Below are 22918 nucleotides of genomic sequence, written 5' to 3' on the forward strand. Positions count from 1 at the left end.
GCTTTACGCATTGCCACGCGGTTTGTGCCGACCTACCGTCACACCATGGGTGGGGAACCCCGGGGGCATCGTGAACCGAACCGGCCGCGCTTGCACGCGGCCAGACCGCTGCTGCTCGTCGTCGACGCTGACCCGGAGCGTCTGGAGCGTTGCGAAACGGAGTTGGACCGCGGCTTCGGCGCCGACTTCCGGGTCCGGGGCGAGTCGACGACCGCGGCTGCGTCGGACCTTCTACGCCGGGCACACGAGTGGGAACAGCGGGTCGCCGTCGTCATGGTCGACAACGCGCTGCCCGACGACGAGCGCGCCCAGATCTTCGCGGCCGCACGGACCCTGCATCCGGACGCGCGCCGCGCGCTGCTGATCGAGTGGGGCGCGTGGGCCGACCGGACGACCGCATCCGCGATCCTGACCGCGATGTCGGTCGGCGACATCAACTACTACGTGCTCAAACCGTGGATCGCGCACGACGAGCTGTTCCACCGGACCGTGGCCGAGTTCGTCCAGGAGTGGTCGCGGTTCGAGGTCGCGAACCTGCGCGAGGTCGTCGTGATCGCAGCCGAGCTCTCGGTCCGGGGGCAGGAGATCCGCAGTCTGCTGGCCCGCAACGGCATCCCGAGTGCGTTCCGGGCCAGCGGTACACAGCTCGCGAACGACGCACTGGAGTTCATCGGTGAGCCGGATCCCGGGGGCGGTGTGCTGGTGTGGATGCCGGCCGTCGGCGGCACCATCCTGCATGATCCGACCGATGTGGAGATCGCCGAAGCGTGGGGCGTGCCGACGACGTTGGCGTCGGACGACACATCGTTCGACGTACTGGTGATCGGGGCCGGTCCTGGCGGATTGGCCGCCGCGGTGTATGCGTCGTCCGAGGGTTTGCGGACGCTCGTCGTAGAGAGGGAATCGATCGGCGGACAGGCCGGGACGAGTTCGCTGATCCGGAACTATCTAGGGTTCTCGCGCGGTATTCGAGGGTCGGAGCTGGCCCAGCGCGGGTATCAGCAGGCGTGGGTGTTCGGGGCGCATTTCGTGCTGATGCGGACGGTCGAGCAGCTGGAGAAACGCGACGGCGAGTTCCGCGCGGTGATCGGTGATGTGGGCGAGGTGACGGCGAGAGCGGTCGTCCTCGCGACCGGCGTCACGTACCGGCGGCTCAACGTTCCCTCGCTGGAGAAGCTGATGGGGAACGGCGTGTACTACGGCGCGAGCGTGTCGGAGGCGCACGGGCTGATGAATCGCGACGCATGCGTCGTCGGCGGCGGGAACTCGGCCGGGCAAGCGGTTCTGCACCTCGCGCGCTACTGCCGGCAGGTGCTGCTGGTGATCCGCGGCGAGGACCTGACGGCGAGTATGTCGAAGTACCTGATCGACGCGATCGATGCCGCGGACAACATTACGGTGCGGGCGTCGAGCGAGGTGGTCGACGGCGGCGGTGACGGGCGGCTGCAACGGATGACGCTGCGGGATCGCAAGACCGGCGCCGAGGAGACCATTCCGATCGACGGGCTGTTCGTGATGATCGGCGCGGTGCCGGGGACCGAATGGCTGCCGGACGGCGTGGCCCGGGATCCGCGCGGGTTCGTGCTGACCGGCTCGGACGCGGCCGCTGATCCGTTGTGGCCCGAGAACCGGCCGCCGCAGCCTTACGAGACGACGGTCCCCGGGCTGTTCGCGGTCGGGGACGTGCGGTCCGAGTCGGTGAAACGGGTGGCCTCGGCGGTGGGCGAAGGATCCGTGGTGGTCTCGCAGATCCACACCCATCTCAGGGTCTCCTCGGATGCTTGAGCGGCGGTTCGTCTACACACCGGCGATGGTGGCGCTCACCACGGTGGTGCTGCTCGTACCGCTCGCAGGGCTGGTGTTGCTCCTGCGCGCGCCAGAGCTGGATCTGCATTGGGAGCACCATCCGACGCACTTCTGGCTGGTGCTGCTGACGGCCGCGCTCAGCGCCGTACTGGCGTATCTGACCGGTGCGGCAGCCCTGCGGCGGGGTGACGCGCGGGTCCTGTTCGTGTCGCTGGCGTTCCTGTCGGCGGCGGGGTTTCTCGGACTGCACGCGCTCGCAACACCGAAGGTCATGCTGGACACACCGAACGCCGGCTTCACGCTCGCAACGCCGGTTGGTGTCGCGCTGGCATCCGTGTTCGCGTTCGTCTCGAGTCTGAACATCTCCGGCATCACCTGGGGCCGTCGTCTCCGCGTCGCTCTGCTGCTCCTGATGGCGTTGTGGGCGGTGGCCTCGCTGCTGCGGTTGCCGCCGCTGCACGAGAAGGCTGTGCCGGAAGTTGCCGACGGCATTCTGACCGCCCTCGCCATCCCGGCGATCATCCTCTACGCCATCGCCGCGGGGCGGTATCTGCAGACGTGGTGGGCCCGGCCGTCGTTGATGCTGCTGTCGATGGTCGCCGCGTTCGTGCTGCTCGCGGAGGCGATGGTCGCGCTGGTGTTCGCGCGGAACTGGCACCTGTCCTGGTGGGAGTGGCACGTGCTGATGCTGTCGGCGTTCGTGCTGGTCGTGGCCGGGGTGCGGATCCAGTGGTACGAGGAGCGGTTCGCCGACCTGTACCAGGCCGACACCATCGCCGGGGAGCGCGAGCTGAGCGTGCTGTTCGCGGACCTGCAGGGCTTCACGACGTTCTCCGAGAAGCACGGGCCGGCCGAGGTCACGGCGATGCTCAACACGTACTTCGAGGTCGTCGTACCGCAGGTCGCTCGGCGGCATGGCGGCGATGTCGACCGGATCATCGGGGACGCGCTGATGGTCACCTTCAACAAGCGGGGTGACCAGCCGGATCACGCGTACCTGGCCGCCGCCGCGGGACTCGCGCTGCAGGCGGCCGCGGCCGCCGTCCAGGCCTCGCACCCGAACTGGCCGAAATTCCGGGTCGGGATCAACAGCGGGATCGCGTCGGTGAGCCTGCTGGGGACCGAGGGCGGGCGGACGCACACCGTGATCGGGGACACGGTGAACGTCGCGTCGCGGATCGAAGGTAAGGCGCCGGCCGGGGCGGTCGCGATCGGGCCGGCGACGAAGGCGCTCCTGCCGCAGGCACGCACCGAGTCACTCGGAATGCTGAGCTTGAAGGGCAAGGCGGAGCCGGTGGAGGTGTACCAACTGCTTGCGCTGAGCGAATGATCACCCGTGCGTTCGAGCCGCGCACCGGCTGTTCACGTGTTGGACCTTGGAGCGCTCACGCGTCGGTGTGAGAATCCGGGCCATGTCTGCCCTGAACCGACCACGGCGCCGCCTGGGCGCCCTCGTGGTCACGACCAGTCTTCTCGCCTCCGGGTTGGCGGTGGCCATCATCGCCGCGCCCGCACAGGCCGCTTCGACCGATGTGGTCGTCACCGAGGCGTACGGCGGTGGCGGCAACAGCGGCGCGCCGTACACGAACGACTTCGTCGAGCTGACCAACAACGGCTCGGCCGCGATCGATGTGAGCGGCTGGTCGGTCCAGTACGCGTCAGCCGCCGGCAGCACGTGGCAGGTCACCAAGCTGACCGGCAGCATCGACCCGGGAGCGACCTACCTGGTCCAGGAGGGCGGCGGCGCGAACGGGCAGCCGATGCCCACCCCGAACGTCGTCGGCACCATCCCGATGTCCGCGACCGCCGGCAAGGTCGCCCTGGTCACCACGCAGACGGCACTCACCTGCGGGGCGACCTGCCACGCGGACCCGAGCGTGAAGGACTACGTCGGCTACGGCACCGCGGGCGACTCCGAGACCGCGCCCGCACCGGGCCTGTCGAACACCACCTCGGCCGCACGCAACGACCCGAAGCAGGACACCGACAACAACAGCGCCGACTTCTCCGCAGGCAACCCGTCGCCGGGCACGCTGACGGGCGGACCGGCCGAGCCGCCCGTGGACGCCAAGATCCACGACATCCAGGGCGCCGCGCACCGCTCGCCGCTCGAAGGCAAGCGGGTCGCCAACGTCACCGGTGTGGTGACCGCGGTGAGCAGCAACGGATTCTGGTTCCAGGACCCGCAGCCCGACGACAACCCGGCCACCAGCGAGGGCGTATTCGTCTTCACCAGCTCCGCCCCGACGGTCTCCGTCGGTGACGCCCTGAACGTCGAGGGCTCCGTCGCCGAGTTCCGCCCGGGCGGCTCCGGCGGTACGACGAACCTGACCACGACCGAGCTGACCAACGCGAAGATCACCGTCACCGGCACAGCCGCCGTACCGGCTCCGACGATCGTCGGCCCGGGCGGACGCGTTCCGCCGTCGACCGTGATCGAGGACGACTCGGCCGGTGACGTCGAGACCACGAGCACGGCGTTCGACCCGGCCACCGACGGACTGGACTTCTGGGAGTCGCTGGAGGGCATGTGGCTGGGCATCGACCAGCCGCAGGTCACCGGTCCGACCAGCTCGTTCCGTGACCTGTCCGTCGTACCGGCCGGCGCCGGAGTGCGGACGGTCCGCGGCGGGATCCTGCTGCAGCCGACCGACAGCAATCCGGAGCGGGTGCTGCTGGACGACGTCCTGGTGCCGATCCCGGACGCGAAGGCCGGTGACAAGCTGGCCGGGGTCGTGACGGGTGTTCTGGACTATTCGTTCGGCAACTTCAAGTTCCTGCCGACCGTCACGCCGACGGTGGTCGACGGTGGCGTCAAGCGTGAGGTCACCACGAAGTCCTCGCCGCTGCAGGTCTCCGTGGCGACGTTCAACGTGGAGAACCTGGACCCGGCCGACGGCCCGGCCAAGTTCGACGGGCTGGCGCAGGCGGTCGTGCACAACCTCGCCTCGCCGGACATCCTCGGCCTCGAGGAGGTTCAGGACAACGACGGCGCGGTCAACTCCGGGACGGTGGCTGCCGACGTCACGCTGAACACGCTGGCCGCCGCGATCGTGAAGGCGGGCGGACCGAAGTACGCCTGGCGCGAGATCGACCCGGTCGACGGCAAGGAAGGCGGCGAGCCGGGCGGCAACATCCGGGCCGCGTTCATGTACCGGACCGACAAGCCGGTCAAGTTCGTCGACCGTGCGGGCGGCGGCTCGACAGTTGCGACGACGATCACCACCGACCGGTTCGGCCGGCCGCACCTGAGCTCGTCGCCGGGCCGCGTCGACCCGGCCAACCCGGCCTGGGCCGACACCCGGGTGCCGCTGGCCGGCGAGTTCACCTGGCACGGGCAGTCGCTGTTCGTGGTCGTCAACCATTTCAGCTCCAAGGGCGGCGACGACCCGCTCTGGGGCCGGTTCCAGCCGCCGGTGCAGTCCAGCGCGCCGAAGCGTCACCAGCAGGCCGAGGCGGTGCGCGGGTTCGTGGACCAGATCCTCGCCAAGGACAAGGGCGGCAACGTGGTCGTGCTCGGTGACCTGAACGACTTCGACTGGTCTCAGACCGCGGACATCCTGGTCGGGTCGGGCAAGACCGCGCTGATCGACCTGCCGCGGACGCTGCCGCTGAACCAGCGGTACAGCTACGTGTTCGAGGGCAACAGCCAGATCCTGGACCAGATCCTGATCTCGCAGAACCTGCGCCCGGCCTCGTCGTACGACGTGGTGCACATGAACGCGGAGTTCCCGGACCAGATCTCCGACCACGACCCGCAGGTGGTGAAGCTGATCCCGTTGCCCTCCTGGGTGCGGTGACCCAGCAGGATTGCGGGAGTCTTACGTCGCCGGTCCGGGCGGGCCGAAACCGTGAATCGCTTGCCCGGACCCGCGATAATTAAGACGTGACTGATTCAACCAAGCAGTACGCCGTACAGAAGTCCGACGCGGAGTGGAAGGCGCAGCTGTCCCCCGCCGAGTTCCACGTGCTGCGCAAGGCCGGCACCGAGCGGCCGTTCGTCGGTGAGTACACCGACACCAAGACCGTGGGCGTGTACAAGTGCCGCGCCTGCGACGCGGAACTGTTCCGCAGCGAGACCAAGTTCGACTCGCACTGCGGCTGGCCGTCGTTCTACGCGCCGCTGGCCGAGGACCGGGTCGAGTACATCGAGGACAGCACCCTCGGCATGAAGCGCGTCGAGGTCCGCTGCGCCAACTGCGGCTCGCACCTGGGCCACGTCTTCGAGGGCGAGGGCTACGGCACCCCGACCGACCAGCGGTACTGCATCAACAGCATCAGCCTCACGCTCGCCCCTGCCTGATCCTTTGATCCTGAGCCTGCGATCCAGTCGCCCGGTCTAGCCCTAGACTGGGTCGGCTGGTGGCTCCTGGGGAAGGATTTTGGTGGCAGACGACGTCCGCGGACCGCGAGTTCTGGATGTGCTGGCGGCGGAGGAGCCGTGGGAGGTACCGGCCGAATGGACGGCTCGGGTTCGCGCTCAGCTGCGGGCCTGGGCCGACGACCCGCAGTCGCTGCGGCCATTGCGGGCGGAGGCGTTCCCGGACTTCATCAAGGGCACCCCGGCGTCGGTCTGGTTCACTCACCAGGTCGCGCCCCTGCTGACCGGGTGGATCCCGGTCCTGCACGGTGAGTACGCCGATCTCGGCACCGAGCTCACCCACGACTTCTACCGCCCGTCCTCCCGGCTCGGCGGCGCCGGACATGTCGTGTACGTCGCGCCGACCGACTGGCACCTCCAGGCGATCGCCGGTGCCCGCGGCTTCCGCGAGCACGGCCGCCGGCAGGCGCTGCGACTGTCCCGCGACGTCGTCAGCCTGTTCCTCGACGCTCCCCCGATGGCGGCCCGCGCCCAGGCGCTGACGGCCGCGTTCGACCGCGTGCTCGCCGACCGCGAAGCAACCCACCTGCACATCACGGGCGAGTACGACGACATCGCGCAGTACTGGCGCAACGACGCGCTCAAGGACAGCGAGCGCGCCGTACTGCCCGAGCTCGGCGGTCCGACCGCGGCCCTGCGCTATTCGCTCAACTCGATCCGCGACACCCACGCCCGGCTGCTGATGACGAGCCCCGACGAGTACGCCGGTGACTACGCGCAACTGATGGCCGAGCTGATCCTCGCCACCGGCCTCCGCGGCATCCCGCAGGCAGTCGCGAAGAGCCTCGGGAACACCAACCAGGACCTGGAGAAGGCGCTCAGCGCGATTCACCAGACGTTCGACCGGCAGGTCTGGCTGGCGCACGTCAACCAGTGGCTGGCCCGCGCGATCCGCAGCGGTCAGGCGCCCGTCGCCCGGGCCTGGGCCGCGGCGGCCACGCGAGCCGCGATTCACCTGTCCGGCGTACTGTCCAAGGCGCCGTGGCCGGAGCCAGAGATCCCGGACCTCACGTCGCTGTTCCGCATCCTCGATCGGGAGCGCTGGAGCGCCCAAGAGGCCACCGCAGCGGCGAAGAACGAGTCGAACTCGCTCTCCTCCGTCTGGAACACCGTGCGCGAGGACACCGACCGGCCGGCCGACGACGGCACCCTCGGCGAACCTCTGCCGAAGCCGCTGGACTTCACCGACGACCCGCTGGCGGAGCTCGACTCGCTGATCGGCCTGGAGTCGGTCAAGGACGCGGTCCGCAAGATGGTCGCCGAGGTGAAGACCAACCTGCGCCGGACCGAGCTCGGCCTGCCCAGCCACGAGCGGGCCCGGCACATGGTGTTCGTCGGAAAGCCCGGTACGGCGAAGACCACGATCGCCCGGCTGCTCAGCCGGATCTACCACCAGCTCGGCGTGCTCGAGAAGGGCCACGTGGTCGAGGTGGACCGCTCCGACCTGGTCGGCCCCAGCGTCGGTCAGACCGCGCCGATGACCGCGGCCAAGTTCCGCGAGGCGCTCGGCGGCGTGCTGTTCGTCGACGAGGCGTACACGCTGGTGCCGGAGAACACCCCGGGCGACTACGGCCTGGAGGCAGTCGCGACGATCCTGAAGCTGATGGAGGACCACCGCAACGACTGCATCGTGATCGTCGCCGGGTACCACCGCGAGATGCAGCGGTTCATGGAGTCGAACACGGGTCTGCAGTCCCGGTTCCCGAAGCTGCTGTCGTTCAGCGAGTACGACACCGACCAGCTGGTCGCGATCTTCGAGCTGCAGGCGCGGCAGAAGGGCATGATCTACGCCGAGGACGTGCTGGACAAGGTCCGCAGCGTGATCCCGCCGGCGCCGCGCGGCCACAACTTCGGAAACGGCCGGTTCATCCGGAACGTGCTCGAGGAGGCCATCTCCAACCAGGCGACCCGGCTGTCCACCCGCGACCCCGACAGCCTGACCGAGCGCGACCTGCGCGAACTCATCCCGGTCGACGTGAAGCCGCCGACCTCCATGCGCGCCGAGGACTACCTGCTGCAGAAGCCCGGCACCTAGACCGGGGTCGCCAGCGCTACCGGATTGCCCTCGGGGTCGGCGAGGTAGGCCTGCCGTTCGCCCCAGGGCATGGTCGCGGGCTCCTGCAGGACGCGGTGGCCCGCGGCCCGGAAGCGTTCCACCTCGGCCTCGACGTCGTCGACGTACACGAACAGCTCGAAGCGCGGCGCCGTACCGACCGTGATGCCGAGCTGTGCCTCCGGCCAGTTCGCGTGGGACAGGCCGAGGGAGGAGTCGCCGCGCTCGAGGCCGACGTAGTGCGGGTCGCCTTCGAGCGGGAACTGGTACGTCGACTCGTAGCCGAGCAGCGTGTAGAACTCGACGGACCGGCGTACGTCGGTGACGTACAGCACCGGGAAGGCCTTGCCCATCACACCAGGTTAGCGATCAGCTCACCGAGCTCGGTGCGCTTGCCGGTGTAGAACGGGACCTCTTCGCGCACGTGCCGCCGGGCCGTCGACGCGCGCAGGTCGCGCATCAGGTCGACCATCCGGTGCAGCTCGTCGGCCTCGAAGGCGAGGATCCACTCGTAGTCGCCGAGCGCGAACGACGCCACCGTGTTCGCCCGGACGTCGGGGTAGGTGCGCGCCATCTTGCCGTGCTCGGCGAGCATGAACCGGCGCTCCTCGTCCGGCAGCAGGTACCACTCGTAGGACCGGACGAACGGGTACACGCAGACGTACGGACGTGCCTCCTCGTCGGCCAGGAACGCGGGGATGTGGCTCTTGTTGAACTCGGCCGGCCGGTGCAGCGCGAACTGCGACCAGACCGGGACCAGGTGCCGGCCGAGCCGCGACCGGCGCAGCGCGTGGTACGCCTGCTGCAGCGCGTCCGACGTCGGCGCGTGCCACCAGATCATGAAGTCGGCGTCCGCCCGGAACCCCTCGACGTCGTAGATCCCGCGGATCACCACGTCGTCGGCGGCGAGCTTCCCGACCAGGTCGTTGAGCTCGGCGGTCAGCTCGTCCCGGTCCGCGTCACCGAGCGGCGTCTCGACCTTGAAGACCGACCACAGGGTGTAGCGGATGACGTCGTTGAGCTCACGGGCTTTCGGCTTACCTGTCACTACGCCATTGTCTCCAATGCCTCGAGATGCTCCTGCACCCGGGTGGCCGCCTTGCGACCGGACGCGACACAAGCCGCGATCCCGACCCCCCGGTACGCCGCTCCGCAGACAGCCAGCCCCGGTACGTCCGCCACCGCCGCCTCGACCCGATCGACCCGATCCAGGTGCCCGACGGCGTACTGCGGAAGGCCGCCGCCCCAGCGCGTGACCAGCGACCCGACGACTTCCGCCTGCAGGCCGATCGCCTTGCGGAGATCGGCGACCGCGAGCGCCACGAGTTCCTCGTCGGACCGTTGCAGCACGTACTCCTCACCGAGCCGGCCGACCGAGGCACGCAGTACGGCCAGCTCTCCCCCGGCCTCCGCGGACCAGGCCCACTTGGCGTGCGAGTACGTCGACGCTTTGATCGTGCGCTGCTCGACGGACGGCACGAGGAACCCGGATCCGGTGGCCTCGGACGGCCAGTCGCGCTTGCGGACCGCGAGCGTGACGATCGCCATGCTCGCGTACTGGATCGTCGCTAGCTCGGTCGATGCCGTCGGCACCAGCTCGGTCAGCATCCGCGCGGCCGGGGCTGCGGGTACGGCGACCACCACCGCGTCCGCGGTCAGGTACGTCGGCGCGGGCACGGGTCCGGCCTCGAGGGCGAACCCGTCCGCCGTTCGCGAGATCCGTCGTACGGTCAGTTTGCGGCGGATCTCCACGCCACGAGCCGTCAGGTCCTGCTCGAGTGCGGTGATGATGCGGTTGATACCGCCGACGACGCCCGCGAACACCGGCTGGCCGGCGCGCTTCTGGCCCAGCTCGCGCAGCTCGGCCGTCGCGGCGAGCAGGCTCGGCGCGGTCCGGAGCTTGGCGTACAGATCGGGTACGGCGGCCGCGAGCGAGATCTCCTCGGCCTTCCCGGCGTACACCCCGCCGAGCAGCGGGTCGATCAGCTTGTCGGTGACCGCCGGCCCCATGCGCTCGGCAACGAACCGGCCGATCGCCACGTCCTCGGTGAGCGCGGGCGCGGGCAGATCGGCCTCGTGCGCGACCTGCTCGGCGGCCTCCGGCCCGAGTACGTCGGCCGTCGCGGACGGATCGACCGGGACGCCCATCACGGTCGGCGGGATCGCGCGGATCCGGTCTCCGACCCACAACCCGGCCGAGGTCGTCGCCGGGTGGACGATGTCGTCACCGAGCCCGACCGCCCGGATCAGCTCGACTGCCTCCGGCCGGCGAGCCAGCACCGACTCGGCACCCAGATCGACGGGCACGCCCTCGACCTCCGCACCGGCCAGCTTCCCGCCGAGCCGCGGCGAGCCTTCGAGCACGGTGATGTGCGGCGGATTCGGTCCGGTCGCGAGCGCGTGCGCCGCCGCCAGCCCGCTGATCCCGCCACCGACGACAACGACCCGGCTCACACGCCCTCCAGGATCAGTTCGTACCGCTTTCCGGGCCCGAGATCTGTGCTCGAGGTCCCGATCTGCCGGAAGCCGGTCCGGGTCAGCACGGTCTGCGACGCCGGGTTCCGGTCCGAGGCCCCGGCACGCAGCGTCGTCAGCGCGTACTCCGTGGCCGCGAGACCGATGATCGCCCGGACGGCCGCCGTAGCCAGGCCCTGTCCGGCCCACTTCTCGGCGATCCGGTAGCCCAGCTCGGCCGACCCGTTCTCGAGGTCGACCAGGTTCACCCGCCCTGCGACCGCACCGGACTCGTCCACCAGCACGTGGAAGCGGCAGATCCCGGCGGACTGCTCGGCGAGCAGCGCCGCGTGCTTGGCGGCGAAGTTCGCGAAGTACTCGTGCCCGCGGTCCCAGATCCACTGTGCGAAGTACTCGCGGTTCTCCACCTCGAAGGCCAGGACGGCGTCGGCGTGGTCGGAGGTCAGCGGCTCCAGAGTCACCGGGTGGTCCGGCAGACGAATCACTGAGCGCTCCGGGTCTGCACATACTTCGTGATCCGGTGCAGTACGTCGGGATCGGCGTCCGGCGGGACACCGTGGCCGAGGTTGAAGATGTGGCCCGGAGCCTTCTTGCCTTCCTCGAGAATGCGGTCGATCTCGGGCTCGATCGCCTCCCAGCCCGCGAACAGCAGCGCGGGGTCGAGGTTGCCCTGGACCGGCTTCGGGGTGTCGAGCCGCCGTACGGCCTCGTCGAGAGGGACACGCCAGTCGACTCCGACCACGTCCGCGCCGGCCGCGCTCATCAGCCCGAGGAGCTCGCCGGTGTTCACGCCGAAGTGGACCCGCGGTACGCCGTACGACTTGAGGGCCTCGAAGACCCTGGCCGAGTGCGGCAACACGAACCGCTCGTAGTCGCGCGGCGACAGACCGCCGGCCCAGGAGTCGAAGAGCTGGACCGCGGACGCGCCCGCCTCGATCTGGACCGCGAGGTACGCGATCGCCACGTCGGCGAGCCGGTCCGCGAGCGCGTGCCAGAGGTCCGGGTTGCCGTGCATCATCGCCTTGGTCTTGGCGAAGTCCTTGCTCGGCCCACCCTCGATCAGGTACGACGCGACCGTGAACGGCGCGCCCGCGAAGCCGATGAGCGGGATCCCGCCGAGCTCGGAGACCAGTTGCTGCACCGCGTCCGTGGTGTACGGCACGTCGGCCGGGGTGACCGGGCGGACCGCCTCCACGCCGGCGGCGTCGCGGACCGGTTCGGCGACCACCGGGCCGACGCCGGGCTTGATCTCGATGCCGAAGCCGACCGCTTGGAGCGGGAAGACGATGTCGGAGAAGAAGATCGCCGCGTCGACGCCGTAACGGCGGACGGGCTGCAGCGTTATCTCGACGACGAGGTCGGGACGCATACAGGACTCCAGCATCGAGATTCCCTCACGCACCTTGCGGTACTCGGGCAGCGCCCGCCCCGCCTGTCGCATGAACCACACGGGCGTATGCGGGACCGGCTCCCCCCGGGCGGCCAGCAGGTACGGGGAACGGTCGAGTGACGTCGAAGGCACACAGCGATGATCCCACGCGGTTCGAGGCGCCCGATCGCCCGGTCGCGGGGTGTTACCGGCGCGTCTTGACAAGCGTCGGTGAGTAATCGGTCGTAGGCTGCGAAGCATGGGTGCCCGCAAGCAGGTCGACGCGCCACCCGCGGAGTTCGCCGAGGCAGTCTCGCAGTTACGAGGTGCCCGGTTCCGGCCCGAGGTTTTCGTCGAGGAGATGCCCGCACCGCAGCGGATCGCACCGCATGCGGCGGCGGTCAGCGCGGACGTGACGGTCGACGGCGACGACATCGCCACCGGCCGCCTGGTCATCCTCTACGACCCGGACGGGAACGACGCCTGGCAGTCGACCTTCCGCTGTGTCGCGTATGTGCGTGCCGCCGTCGAACCGGAGATGGTGACCGACGCGCTGCTCGGTGGCGTGGGCTGGACCTGGCTGATGGAGGCGCTGGCCGACCGGGGTGCGGACTTCCTGGCCCCGAGCGGTACCGTCACCAGAGTGGTATCGGAGAGCTTCGGCGGTATGGCCGACGACGAGGCGACGGCGGAGATCGAGATCCGTGCGTCCTGGAGCCCCGTGCCCGGACCCGGTGGAATCGTGGACGTGACCCCGCACGCCGAGGCGTGGGGCGAGGTTCTGTGTACGGCGGCCGGACTGCCGCCGGTTCCGCCTGGGGTGGTCGCGATGCCGACCCGGCGCGGACAGCGGGGCCGATGACGTCAGCCAACCCTCCACAGCCATCCACCTCGGATGACCCGACCGCCAACCTGCCCCTGCTGGAACTGCGGGACGGGCTGTCCGACGTGATCGACGTCGAGTCCGCGCTGACCGAAACGATCGAGGCGTTCCGGGCCGGCACCGGACCGGTGGCCGTCGACGCGGAGCGCGCCTCCGGCTACCGCTACTCGCACCGTGCGTACCTGGTCCAGCTGCGTCGTGAAGGCTCCGGCTCCGCGCTCGTCGACCCGATCCCGTTCGGCGACCTGTCCGCGCTCGGCGACGCGATCGTCGACGCCGAGTGGGTCATCCACGCCGCCAACCAGGACCTGGCCTGCCTGGCCGAGGTCGGGATGGTGCCGCGACAGGTGTTCGACACCGAGCTGGCCGGCCGCCTGCTCGGCTACCCCAAGGTCGGGCTCGCCTCGCTGGTGAGCGAAGTACTCGGCTATCGGATGCGCAAGGAGCACTCGGCCGCCGACTGGTCCACCCGGCCGCTCCCCGCCCCCTGGCTCGTGTACGCCGCTCTGGACGTCGAGATGCTGATCGAACTGCGGAACGCGATCGAGCAGGAGTTGCGCAGCGAGGGCAAGTGGGAGTGGGCGGAGCAGGAGTTCGCCGCGATCCTCGACGCTCCCCCGCGTGAGCCGAAGCCGGACCCGTGGCGTCGTACGTCGGGCATGCATCGGGTCCGCAACCGTCGCAGCCTGGCCGTCGTCCGCGCGCTCTGGGAGGCGCGGGACCAGATCGCCGCGTCCGCGGACATCTCCCCCGGCCGGATCCTGCCCGATGCCGCGATCGTCGAGGCCGCCTCGGCGATGCCGGCCGACCGAGAGACCCTCCAGAAGCTCACGGCCTTCAAGGGCCGCGGCGCGCACCGGCACATGCGGACCTGGTGGGAAGCGGTCGACCACGCCCGTCGACTCCCCGACTCCGAGCTCCCCAAGCAAGGACCGCGGTACGACGGCCCCCCGCCGGCCCGGGCCTGGGCCGACCGCGACCCGGACGCCGCCGCACGCCTGTCGGCCGCCCGCGCCGCCGTCGCCGAGATCGCCGAGGCCCACCGCCTGCCGACGGAGAACCTGTTGGCCCCGGACACCATCCGCCGCCTGGCCTGGTCCCCGCCGAACGACGTGAATCTCGACGTCGTCACGACGTTCCTCCGCGAGCATCACGCCCGGCCCTGGCAGATCGGCCTCACCGCCGAGGTGCTCACCGACGCCATGAACTCGGAAGCCCCGGCCAAACCGCTCGACTAGAGCAGATCCGGCTCCGGTGTGATCACCGTCGGGCGGAGTTGGTCGCGCAAGGTCAGGGCGATCTGTAGCGCGCCGAGCAGGATCACGGTCGCGATGATCGCGAAGATCTGGCGATAGCTCAGGAGGCTGACGAGCAGGCTCCCGAGCGCGAGCGAGATCGCCTGCGGAGTCGACAGCAGCACCTCGACGGCGGTCGACACGCGGCCGATCAGATGACCCGGCGACCGCCGCTGCATCAGTGTCGTGAAGGAGACGAACGTCCACGGCAGCCCGAGGCCGCAGATCGCGGCGCCGACCAGGACGACGGCGACCGTCGGCGCGACGATGCAGACGATCGTGGACACGGCGAGCCCGACCAGGCCGAGCGCGCAGACCGCGACCTCTCCCAGCCTGCGTACGGCGGCCGCAGCGGTCAGCCCGCCGATGATCGCGCCGACGCCCTGGCAGGTGACGAACACACCGGCGTACGTCGCCGGCTTGCCGAAGGCGTCCAGCAGCGCGTAGATCGACGACTCGAAGAAGCCGATGACGAGGATCGAGATCCCGAGCCCCGCCAGCACGTGCCGCAGGACGCGGTCGCCGACCAGGAAGTGGATACCGCCGAGCACGTCCTCCTTGAAGCTGTGCTTGGCCGGCGCCGGTGTCTCAGTCACCGTGATCGTCGCGATCAGCAGGCCGGCGAGGACGAAACTGGCCGCGTCGACCACCGCGACCAGCCAGCCGCCGACCGTCGCGAACATCGCCGCACCGACCAGCGGGCCGAAGAGCCGGAAGCCTTCCTTGATCGTGGCCAGGCTCGAGTTGGCGTCGACGAGCAGCTCGTCCGGGAGCAGTTCCTTGAGCAGGCCGTTGAGCGCGGCCGGCAGTACGACGAACGAGACGCCGTACAGGAAGGCGACCACCCAGATCAGCCAGACGTCGTCGGCGCTGCGCACGAGGACGAGCGGGAGTACGGCGGCCGCGCTGGCGAAGTTGCCCCAGACAAGGATCGCCTTGCGCGGCAGACGATCCACCCACACGCCGAGCAGCGGCGCGCCGAGCGCCGGCAGCACCATGAAGAAGAACGTCAGGCCGGCCATCGCATTCGAGCCGGTCAGCGTCTTCACCCACATGCTCAGCACTAGCAGCATCACCGAGTCGCCGAGCATCGACGTACTGAGGCCGCCGAACAGACGCGGGAACCCGGGCTGGGCGAACAGCTTCCTCATGCCGGCTCAACTCCCGGGAAGTACGTCGGCACGCCCCACGCCACGAACTCGCACAGTCGTGAGCCCGCCGGCCGTTTGCCGGGATCAGTGAGCCGCTCGACATGACGGTCGAGCACAGCGCTGATCGCGTCGTTCATCTCCTTGAGCTCGTCCGCGGTCAGCCAGGCGACCATCTCGATGCCCGACTGCGCCGTACGCCACTCCTCGGGCTCGTCCGGCATGCGCTGCTCGGACTCCCGCAGCCGATCCATCGCCCGGCCCATCGTCACCTCGGACAAAGCCTGCGCGGCCCGCCGCTCCTCGACCGACGCCGACGCGTGCTCGTCGTCCCAGTGGAACCCGAGCCCGGGCACCTTCCAGGGCCGCTGCCGGCCCTTCCCGCCCTCGGCCTCCTCGACGAACCCGTGCTGGGCCAGCTTGCGCAGATGCCAGGAGCAGTTGGCCGGCGTCTCGTCGAGGCGGTCGGCCAGCTCGGTCGCGGTCAGCGGGCCGCTGACCGACAGCAGTTCGATGATCGCCATCCGCACGGGATGGGCGAGCGCGTTGAGCTCGCGGGGGTCACTCAGGCGACGATGCGGGTCGGGCATGCGTCGAAAGTACTCTTTCGAAAGAGTCGTTGCAATGGGGTGCAAGAAAAACCCCAGCCCTCGCTTCGCTCGGGCTGGGGGTGGTTATCTAGCCCCGATCTCATCTCGCTCGGGCTGGGGGTGGTGACCTTGGCCCAATCTCACTTCGCTCGGGCTGGGGTGGTGGCGTCCCCGCCGCGTTCTTATGCGGAGGGGACGGGTGGCGTCAGTTCTTCGGGAGTTGGGTTTCGATTGCGGTGATGACCTCGTCGGACTCCGGCTCGGTGCGGGGGCGGAAGCGGGCTGCGACGGTGCCCTCGGGGCTGATCAGGAACTTCTCGAAGTTCCACTGGATGTCGCCGGCCTCGCCGTCGGCGTCCGGGGTCAGGGTCAGCTCGGCGTACAGCGGGTGCCGCCCCTCGCCGTTGACCTCGAGCTTGTCGAGCATCGGGAACGTGACGCCGTACGTCGTCGAGCAGAACGTCTCGATCTCCTCGGCCGACCCCGGCTCCTGGCCGCCGAACTGGTTGCAGGGCGCGCCGAGCACCGTGAACCCACGGGACTCGTACTTCTTCTGCAAGTTCTCCAGGCCTTCGTACTGCGGCGTCAGGCCGCACTTCGACGCCACGTTGACGACCAGGACAGCCTTGCCCTTGTAGTCGCCGAGCGACGTCGGTGCGCCGGACAGGGTGGTCAGCGGAATGTCGTACAGGCTCATGCTCATCCTTGGGAGGTTGGGAGGTGACGGGCAAGAAAGTCTTCGGTACGCCGCCAAGCGAGCGCGGACGCGTCGGCGTTGTGGAACATCGGCAGCGGGTTGTCGAACGCGTGCCCGGCGTCGTCGTACCGGTGGATCTCGGCATCGCCCAGTGCGGCGACGATCGCGTCGACGTCCAGGAACGTGTCGGTGTTGCCGAAGTGGTGCAAGCTCGGCGCAGTCACCTGTGGGGTCAGCTCCAGGAGGTTCTTCAGCGCGGAGCCGTAGTAGCTCACCAGCACATCGGGGCGCGACAGCGCGGCGATGTTGAAGGCCAGTCCGCCGCCGAAGCAGAAGCCGACCACGCCGGCGCCCTTGCCGCGCGCCTGCAGGTAGCGCAGCGCCGTCAGGGCGTCCTTGACCGCGAGATCCCAGTCCAGGCGCCCGACGATTCCCATCGCGCGTTGCAGCAGCTCCGGCGAGGACTCGTCCAGCTCGGTGTCGTCAAGGCGCCAGTAGATCTCCGGCGCGATGACGTAGTACCCCAGGGCGTGCAGATCCGCCGCACGCTGCTTGATGTAGTCGGAGACCCCGAAGATCTCCTGGAGGAGCAGGATTCCCGGCGCGTCGGCGTCGGCCGATCCCCACTCGTGGACTGGTAATCCGTCGTCGAGCTCCAAGGTCACACTGTGAAGCGTACGACCTCGGTGGGTGCCGGCCTCGGCGCAGGTGCGGGCATCCACGCCTTCGTCTCGGCGATCGCGTCGACGAGCAGCCGGTACAGCCGGTCGTCCGGGTCCGGCACGCACGCCTGCGAGATGCCCTCGACCGCGCAGGACACCGCGCGGGGCGCCGTCCGGCGAGCGAAGTCCGGCGCACCGCGGCGGGAGCGTGCGGTGAACGCCCGCGCCCACTTGGTCGCCGACGGGACCGCCTGCAGGACAGCGAGCGAGTCCGGCTCGATGTCGTCGAGCGGACGGCCGTCGAGCTCGGCCAGCTGCTTCTCCCCCACCAGCAACGCGACGGCCAGGATGTACTGCCGCTCCTGCGAGACGACCGGCAGCGCGTGCTGGATGCAGCGCGCCGTCACTCGCGGTACGACGTGCGGGTCCTCCGGGGTCAGCCCGATCACCGACGGGATCATCGGCGCCAGGCGGGACCGCCCGGAGTCCGTCGTGCAGTCGTTGACGTCCCGCGCCACGCCGGCCAGCAGCGGATGCGTGCAGGCGGGGTGGTCGGACCACGGTTCGCCGGCCAAGTAGGAGGCGAACTCCATGAAACAGGCGCCCTTGCGTGGATTGCGGTGCTTGCCGCGGCTCAGGACCGGTACGGCGAGATCAAGGTTGTTCATTGAACGGCTCCCCATAGCTACCTGCCACCAGCATGCGCCGATTCCATGCGGTTCGCCACGGGTTGCTGTGAGCTGCTCCACAGGCACAGGGTGTTTGGCACTTCTGTTACTCATGGGTAGCATCGGGGTAGCTTTCCCGACCCCCCAGAGGAGGGCCCTCGTGCCCCGTGAGATCCGCGATGTCGTGTTCGTCGACGGCGTTCGCACCCCGTTCGGCAAGGCCAAGGGCCAGTACGCCGAAACCCGCGCCGACGACCTGGTGATCAAGTGCATCCGGGAGCTGCTGCGGCGGAACCCGGGTCTCCCCCCGGAACGCGTGGACGAGGTCGCGATCGCGGCCACCACCCAGATCGGCGACCAGGGCCTGACCATCGGCCGGACCGCGGCCCTGCTGGCCGGCCTGCCGAACACCACGCCCGGCTACGCCATCGACCGGATGTGCGCCGGCGCGATGACCGCCGTCACCACCACCGCGGCCGGCGTCGCGTTCGGTGCGTACGACGTGGTGATCGCGGGCGGGGTCGAGCACATGGGCCGGCACCCGATGGGCGAGGGCGTCGACCCGAACCCGCGGATCATCTCCGAGAAGCTCGTCGACACCTCCGCGCTGGTGATGGGGTCGACCGCGGAGAACCTGCACGACCGGTTCCCGGGGATCACCAAGGAGCGCGCCGACGCGTACGCCGCAGCGTCCCAGGAGAAGGCCGCGAAGGCCTACGCCAACGACCTGATCCAGCCGGACCTGGTGCCGATCGCGACCCGGTCGGCCGAGCAGGGCTGGGGCCTCGCGAGCACCGACGAGCCGATGCGGCCGGGCACCACGGTCGAGGACCTGGCTGGCTTGAAGACGCCTTTCCGTCCCCACGGCCGGGTCACCGCGGGTAACTCGGCCGGTATCAACGACGGTGCGACCGCGTGTGTGCTGACGTCGGCGGAGGCCGCAGAGGAGCTCGGGCTGACCCCGAAGATGAAGCTGGTCTCGTACGCCTTCGCCGGCGTCGAGCCCGAGGTGATGGGCGTCGGCCCGATCCCGGCGACCGAGAAGGCGCTGAAGCTGGCCGGGCTGACGATCGACGACATCCAGGCCTTCGAGGTGAACGAGGCGTTCGCCGTCCAGGTGCTGGCGTTCCTGGAGCACTACGGCATCGCCGACGACGACCCGCGGGTCAACCCGTACGGCGGTGCGATCGCCTACGGCCACCCGCTCGCGTCGTCCGGCGTCCGGCTGATGAACCAGCTGGCCAAGCAGTTCGAGCAGCGCCCCGAGGTCCGCTACGGCCTCACCACCATGTGCGTCGGCCTCGGCATGGGCGGCACGGTCATCTGGGAGAACCCCAACTGGGAAGGGAACGCGGCCGCATGAGTCTGCAGGAACTGATCGACTCGGCGTCTGCCTTGTCGACCGACGAGGTCGTCACGCTCGCGCACTCGCGCGACGTCGTACTGCCCGGCAAGGCCGGCACGATGGCGCTGATCACGCTGGACAACGGGCATGACCACACCAAGCCGAACACCTTCGGCCCGAAGGGTCTGGGGTCGCTGAACGCCGCGCTGGACGCCGCGCTGGCTCGCGACGAGATCGTCGCGATCGGTGTCACCGGCAAGCCGTTCATCCTCGCCGCCGGCGCGGACCTGACCGGCGTACCGAAGCTGACCGATCGCGAGCAGGCGCTGGCGCTCGGCAAGATCGGGCACGGCGTACTGCGGAAGCTCGTCGACGGCGGCAAGCCGTCGTTCGCGTTCGTGAACGGTGTGGCGCTGGGCGGCGGGCTCGAGGTTGCGCTGCACGCTACCTACCGCACTGTGTCGGTGGCGGCCGGGATGCTCGCGACGCCGGAGGTCTTCCTCGGGCTGATCCCGGGCTGGGGCGGCAACTTCCTGCTGCCGAACCTGATCGGCGCGGACAACGCGGTCAAGGTCGTCGTCGAGAACGCCCTCAACCAGAACAAGATGCTCAGCGGTCCGGAGGCGGTGAAGTTCGGCATCGGCGACGTACTGCTGGAGTCGGCCGACTTCCTCGAGCAGTCGTTGCTGTGGGCATCGAAGGTGCTCACGGGCTCGGTCGTGGTCGAGCGGCCTTCGGTCGACCGCGGTGAGGCGTGGGACGCGGCCGTTGCCCGGGGCAAGGCGTTTGCCGACCTGAAGGTCAGCGGCGCGGCGCCCGCGCCGTACCGGGCGCTGGAGCTGATCGCGGCGGCTCGCGACAACGATCGGGATCGTGGATTCGCGGCCGAGGACGAGGCGCTTGCCGATCTGATCATGAGCGAGGAGCTGCGGAGCGGGCTCTACGCGTTCGATCTCGTGAACAAGCGGGCCAAGCGGCCGGCCGGTGCGCCGGACAAGTCGTTGGCGCGGCCGGTGTCGAAGGTCGGCGTCGTCGGCGCGGGTCTGATGGCCGGTCAGCTGGCGTTGCTGTTCGCGCGGCGGCTCGAGGTTCCCGTCGTACTGACGGATCTCGACCAGGAGCGCGTGGATCGCGGCGTCGGCTATGTGCACGGTGAGATCGACAAGCTGCTCGCGAAGGGGCGGGTGCGCTCCGACAAGGCGAACCAGCTGAAGGCGCTCGTCACCGGTTCGGTCGACAAGGGCGTGTTCGCGGACGCGGACTTCGTGATCGAGGCCGTGTTCGAGGAGCTGCAGCTGAAGAAGACGATCTTCGCCGACCTGGAGAAGATCATCCGGCCGGACGCGATCCTCGCGACGAACACCTCGTCGTTGTCGGTGACCGAGATGGCCGCGGACCTCGAGCACCCGGAGCGGGTCGTCGGGTTCCACTTCTTCAACCCGGTCGCGGTGCTGCCGCTGCTGGAGATCATCCGGGCAGACCGGACCGACGACGCTGCGCTGGCGACTGCGTTCGCTGTCGGCAAGACGCTGAAGAAGTCGTGCGTGCTGGTGAAGGATGCACCGGCGTTCGTGGTGAACCGGCTGCTGACGCGGTTCCTCGGCGAGGTCAGCGCCGCGGTCGACGAAGGTACGCCGATCCCTGAGGCTGATCGCGCTCTCTCCGCACTGGGCCTGCCGATGCCGCCGTTCGTGCTGCTCCAGCTGGTCGGGCTGCCGGTCGCGCTGCACGTTGCGGAGACGATGAACCGCGCGTACCCGGACCGGTTCGCGGTGTCGGAGAACCTGGCGAAGGTTGTTGCTGCAGGCAAGAGTTCGTTCTACCTGTGGCCGGAGGGCAAGCCGGTCGTCGACCCGGAGGTCGAAGCGCTGGTAACGGTCGGCGACCGGCCCTCCACCCCCGACGAACTCCGCAACCGGGTCCTGACCGCCCTGGCCGAGGAAATCAAGATCATGCTCGACGAGGGCGTGGTCGCCGAGGCCCAGGACATCGACCTCTGCCTCCTCCTGGGCGCCGGCTGGCCCTTCCACCTGGGCGGCATCACCCCGTACCTCGACCGCACCGGCCTGTCCGAGAAAGTCAACGGCACCCGCTTCCTCCCCCGCGGAGTAGCCGGCCTCGCCTGACCCGCTGGGGGTCGGCGCAGCCCCGGAAGCCCACTCCGACCCCCAGCGACCATCAGGTCGACATCTGAAAGTTCTTTAGCCCTTGAACTTCTTGGCGGCGGCGATGAGTTGGGCGGGGGTCAGGCCGGTGTCTTTTGTCAGGACTGTGGGGCCGTGTTGGGACATGTCGGTGTACAGCGTGGCCAGTTTCTTCTCGCCTAGTTTGTTGGCGAGGTATTCGACGATCCACCAGCTGGTGCCGTAGGCGCGGTCTGCGTTGGCGTCGAAGACGGTGGTGTCAGGTAACGAGGTGAGCTTCGGGAGGTACGCCGACTTCACGCGCTTGCGGTACGGGTCGACCGACCAGTGCGGATCATCCTCGATCGACCGGCAGCGCACGTACTCCGCCATGCCTTCGACCATCCAGATCGGGGTGTAGATGCCGAGGGTCGCCGTCGCGACATGCGTCATCTCATGCACTAGGAGGTCTTTGTCGAGGCGTTTGCGGAGGGCTGGGTTCACCACGATGCGGCTGCCGATGGGCGGCCCGACCGGCTTGCCCAGTTGCTCGCCCTGGTAGAGCGTTACAGCCTTCGCCGCGATCGTCCAGCCATCCCCGGTCCCCGCGGTCCAGATCGTCGACATGACACGCTCCTGCGGCATCGCCACCACCAGTACGGCGCCGTTCCACGGTCGCGCCCAGTGTTTGCGGACCGACTTCACCGCCTTCTCGGCGACCTGCGCGACCTTCGTGCCGAGGCTCGCTTCCCGCTTGTCCACGACAACGACGACCGTGCCACGGCGTACCACCTGGACCTCGTCGAAGTCCCACGGCTGCTGATGACCGTCGCGGCTGAGGTTCTCGTCGGTCCCGGTGTCGTCGACGAGCACCCACGCAGCACCCCGCTGGACGAACGTGTACCCGAGGTCGGTCTGCACCGGCTGCGGATCCAGCCCCACCAACTGGTACCGCATCATCACCCGCGTCGAGAACGTCGTCGGCCCGAACTTCGCGACCAGCCCCGGCACCGGCCGGAACGCATCGGCGGTGAAGTACTTCAGTGAGCTGAACCCGAACTTCCGCAGGTTCACGAAGAGCAGCCGCTCCCGCGCGACCAACTCGGCCTGCTTCGGGTCGACCGAGGCCAGGAAGCCCTTCACATCGCCCTTGAGTACGGCGGTCGACCGCTGGGCCAGCACGGCATCGATCGCCTGCTTGCGCGCCAGCTCCTCAGCAGGAGCGAGCTCCCCCGGTGTGGGCGAAGCCGCCCGCGTCGCGACAGCGGCGACCGCGCTGTCGCCCGCTGGTGTCTCGCCGTTCCGGAACCGTACGGCGACGACCGCGCCGGACGCAGCGAGCGCCAGCGCGGCAACGCCCGCGAGCAGGCGTTTCGGGTGATTCATTGGTGATCCCCTCGGATGGTCGGCTGATCCTAGCCGA

Annotated in this window: 20 protein-coding genes; 9 read left to right on the forward strand and 11 right to left on the reverse strand. The window is 69.4% G+C overall.

The window, feature by feature from the left end; all coding sequences use genetic code 11:
* The first annotated feature begins 45 nt into the window (after positions 1–45).
* The 5 genes from AB0J62_RS27870 (at position 46) to AB0J62_RS27890 (ending at position 8222) form a co-directional block, all read left to right on the forward strand.
* Positions 46–1785 (forward strand): FAD-dependent oxidoreductase, encoded by a 1740-nt coding sequence (locus tag AB0J62_RS27870; protein ID WP_363877233.1) that lies wholly within the window; start codon positions 46–48, stop codon positions 1783–1785.
* Complete coding sequence (locus AB0J62_RS27875) at positions 1778–3136, forward strand: adenylate/guanylate cyclase domain-containing protein (protein ID WP_363877235.1); 1359 nt, start codon at positions 1778–1780, stop codon at positions 3134–3136. Before AB0J62_RS27870 ends, AB0J62_RS27875 begins: the two co-directional genes overlap by 8 nt.
* Before the next feature lie 82 nt (positions 3137–3218).
* Positions 3219–5606 carry a lamin tail domain-containing protein gene (locus AB0J62_RS27880; RefSeq protein ID WP_363877237.1) on the forward strand — a complete coding sequence of 796 codons (2388 nt, stop codon included), beginning with the start codon at positions 3219–3221 and terminating at the stop codon, positions 5604–5606.
* A gap of 86 nt (positions 5607–5692) precedes the next feature.
* On the forward strand, positions 5693–6109 hold the full coding sequence (msrB, locus tag AB0J62_RS27885) for a peptide-methionine (R)-S-oxide reductase MsrB (protein WP_134098972.1): 417 nt from the start codon (positions 5693–5695) through the stop codon (positions 6107–6109).
* Positions 6110–6191: 82 nt separating this feature from the next.
* Positions 6192–8222, forward strand: coding sequence for an AAA family ATPase (locus AB0J62_RS27890; RefSeq protein ID WP_363877240.1), 2031 nt, complete (start codon positions 6192–6194; stop codon positions 8220–8222).
* Here AB0J62_RS27890 and AB0J62_RS27895 read toward each other — a convergent pair.
* From AB0J62_RS27895 to hemE, 5 genes are read right to left on the reverse strand one after another with little or no spacing between them, the layout of a single operon-like run.
* Positions 8219–8593, reverse strand: coding sequence for a VOC family protein (locus AB0J62_RS27895; RefSeq protein ID WP_363877242.1), 375 nt, complete (start codon positions 8591–8593; stop codon positions 8219–8221). The genes AB0J62_RS27890 and AB0J62_RS27895 overlap by 4 nt on opposite strands.
* Entirely contained in the window at positions 8593–9288 is a 696-nt protein-coding gene (gene hemQ / locus AB0J62_RS27900; RefSeq protein ID WP_238159604.1) for a hydrogen peroxide-dependent heme synthase, read from the reverse strand. The genes AB0J62_RS27895 and hemQ overlap by 1 nt, the downstream gene beginning before the upstream one ends.
* Positions 9288–10694, reverse strand: a complete 1407-nt coding sequence (hemG, locus tag AB0J62_RS27905) for a protoporphyrinogen oxidase (RefSeq protein WP_363877244.1) — start codon at positions 10692–10694, stop codon at positions 9288–9290. Before hemG ends, hemQ begins: the two co-directional genes overlap by 1 nt.
* Complete coding sequence (locus tag AB0J62_RS27910) at positions 10691–11200, reverse strand: GNAT family N-acetyltransferase (RefSeq protein WP_363877246.1); 510 nt, start codon at positions 11198–11200, stop codon at positions 10691–10693. Before AB0J62_RS27910 ends, hemG begins: the two co-directional genes overlap by 4 nt.
* Positions 11197–12237, reverse strand: a complete 1041-nt coding sequence (gene hemE / locus AB0J62_RS27915) for a uroporphyrinogen decarboxylase (protein ID WP_363877248.1) — start codon at positions 12235–12237, stop codon at positions 11197–11199. Before hemE ends, AB0J62_RS27910 begins: the two co-directional genes overlap by 4 nt.
* 106 nt (positions 12238–12343) lie before the next feature.
* On the opposite strand from hemE, the gene AB0J62_RS27920 reads away from it, so the two are divergent.
* Both AB0J62_RS27920 and AB0J62_RS27925 read left to right on the forward strand, forming a co-directional pair.
* Positions 12344–12946 (forward strand): DUF3000 domain-containing protein, encoded by a 603-nt coding sequence (locus AB0J62_RS27920; RefSeq protein ID WP_363877250.1) that lies wholly within the window; start codon positions 12344–12346, stop codon positions 12944–12946.
* Entirely contained in the window at positions 12943–14205 is a 1263-nt protein-coding gene (locus AB0J62_RS27925) for an HRDC domain-containing protein (RefSeq protein WP_363877252.1), read from the forward strand. Before AB0J62_RS27920 ends, AB0J62_RS27925 begins: the two co-directional genes overlap by 4 nt.
* Here the strand turns inward: AB0J62_RS27925 and AB0J62_RS27930 are convergent.
* The 5 genes from AB0J62_RS27930 to AB0J62_RS27950 form a co-directional block, all read right to left on the reverse strand.
* Positions 14202–15413, reverse strand: coding sequence for an MFS transporter (locus AB0J62_RS27930; protein ID WP_363877254.1), 1212 nt, complete (start codon positions 15411–15413; stop codon positions 14202–14204). The genes AB0J62_RS27925 and AB0J62_RS27930 overlap by 4 nt on opposite strands.
* Positions 15410–16000: a helix-turn-helix domain-containing protein gene (locus AB0J62_RS27935; protein WP_363877256.1), complete on the reverse strand. Its 591-nt coding sequence runs from the start codon at positions 15998–16000 to the stop codon at positions 15410–15412. The genes AB0J62_RS27930 and AB0J62_RS27935 overlap by 4 nt, the downstream gene beginning before the upstream one ends.
* Positions 16001–16205: 205 nt before the next feature.
* Entirely contained in the window at positions 16206–16697 is a 492-nt protein-coding gene (locus AB0J62_RS27940) for a glutathione peroxidase (RefSeq protein ID WP_363877258.1), read from the reverse strand.
* 2 nt (positions 16698–16699) lie between these two features.
* Entirely contained in the window at positions 16700–17362 is a 663-nt protein-coding gene (locus tag AB0J62_RS27945; RefSeq protein ID WP_363877260.1) for a dienelactone hydrolase family protein, read from the reverse strand.
* Positions 17359–18027, reverse strand: coding sequence for a hypothetical protein (locus AB0J62_RS27950; protein ID WP_363877262.1), 669 nt, complete (start codon positions 18025–18027; stop codon positions 17359–17361). Before AB0J62_RS27950 ends, AB0J62_RS27945 begins: the two co-directional genes overlap by 4 nt.
* A 160-nt stretch (positions 18028–18187) precedes the next feature.
* Between AB0J62_RS27950 and AB0J62_RS27955 the strand changes: the two genes are divergently transcribed.
* Together AB0J62_RS27955 and AB0J62_RS27960 are read left to right on the forward strand one after the other, a co-directional pair.
* Positions 18188–19390 (forward strand): acetyl-CoA C-acyltransferase, encoded by a 1203-nt coding sequence (locus AB0J62_RS27955; RefSeq protein WP_363877264.1) that lies wholly within the window; start codon positions 18188–18190, stop codon positions 19388–19390.
* Complete coding sequence (locus AB0J62_RS27960; protein WP_363877266.1) at positions 19387–21498, forward strand: 3-hydroxyacyl-CoA dehydrogenase NAD-binding domain-containing protein; 2112 nt, start codon at positions 19387–19389, stop codon at positions 21496–21498. Before AB0J62_RS27955 ends, AB0J62_RS27960 begins: the two co-directional genes overlap by 4 nt.
* Before the next feature lie 75 nt (positions 21499–21573).
* Here the strand turns inward: AB0J62_RS27960 and AB0J62_RS27965 are convergent, their stop codons facing one another.
* The gene (locus AB0J62_RS27965) at positions 21574–22881 is read right to left on the reverse strand and encodes a hypothetical protein (RefSeq protein WP_363877268.1); all 1308 of its coding nucleotides are present in this window, start codon (positions 22879–22881) and stop codon (positions 21574–21576) included.
* Between the last annotated feature and the right edge of the window lie 37 nt (positions 22882–22918).

Source organism: Kribbella sp. NPDC049584, from assembly GCF_040675555.1.
Taxonomy (GTDB): domain Bacteria; phylum Actinomycetota; class Actinomycetes; order Propionibacteriales; family Kribbellaceae; genus Kribbella.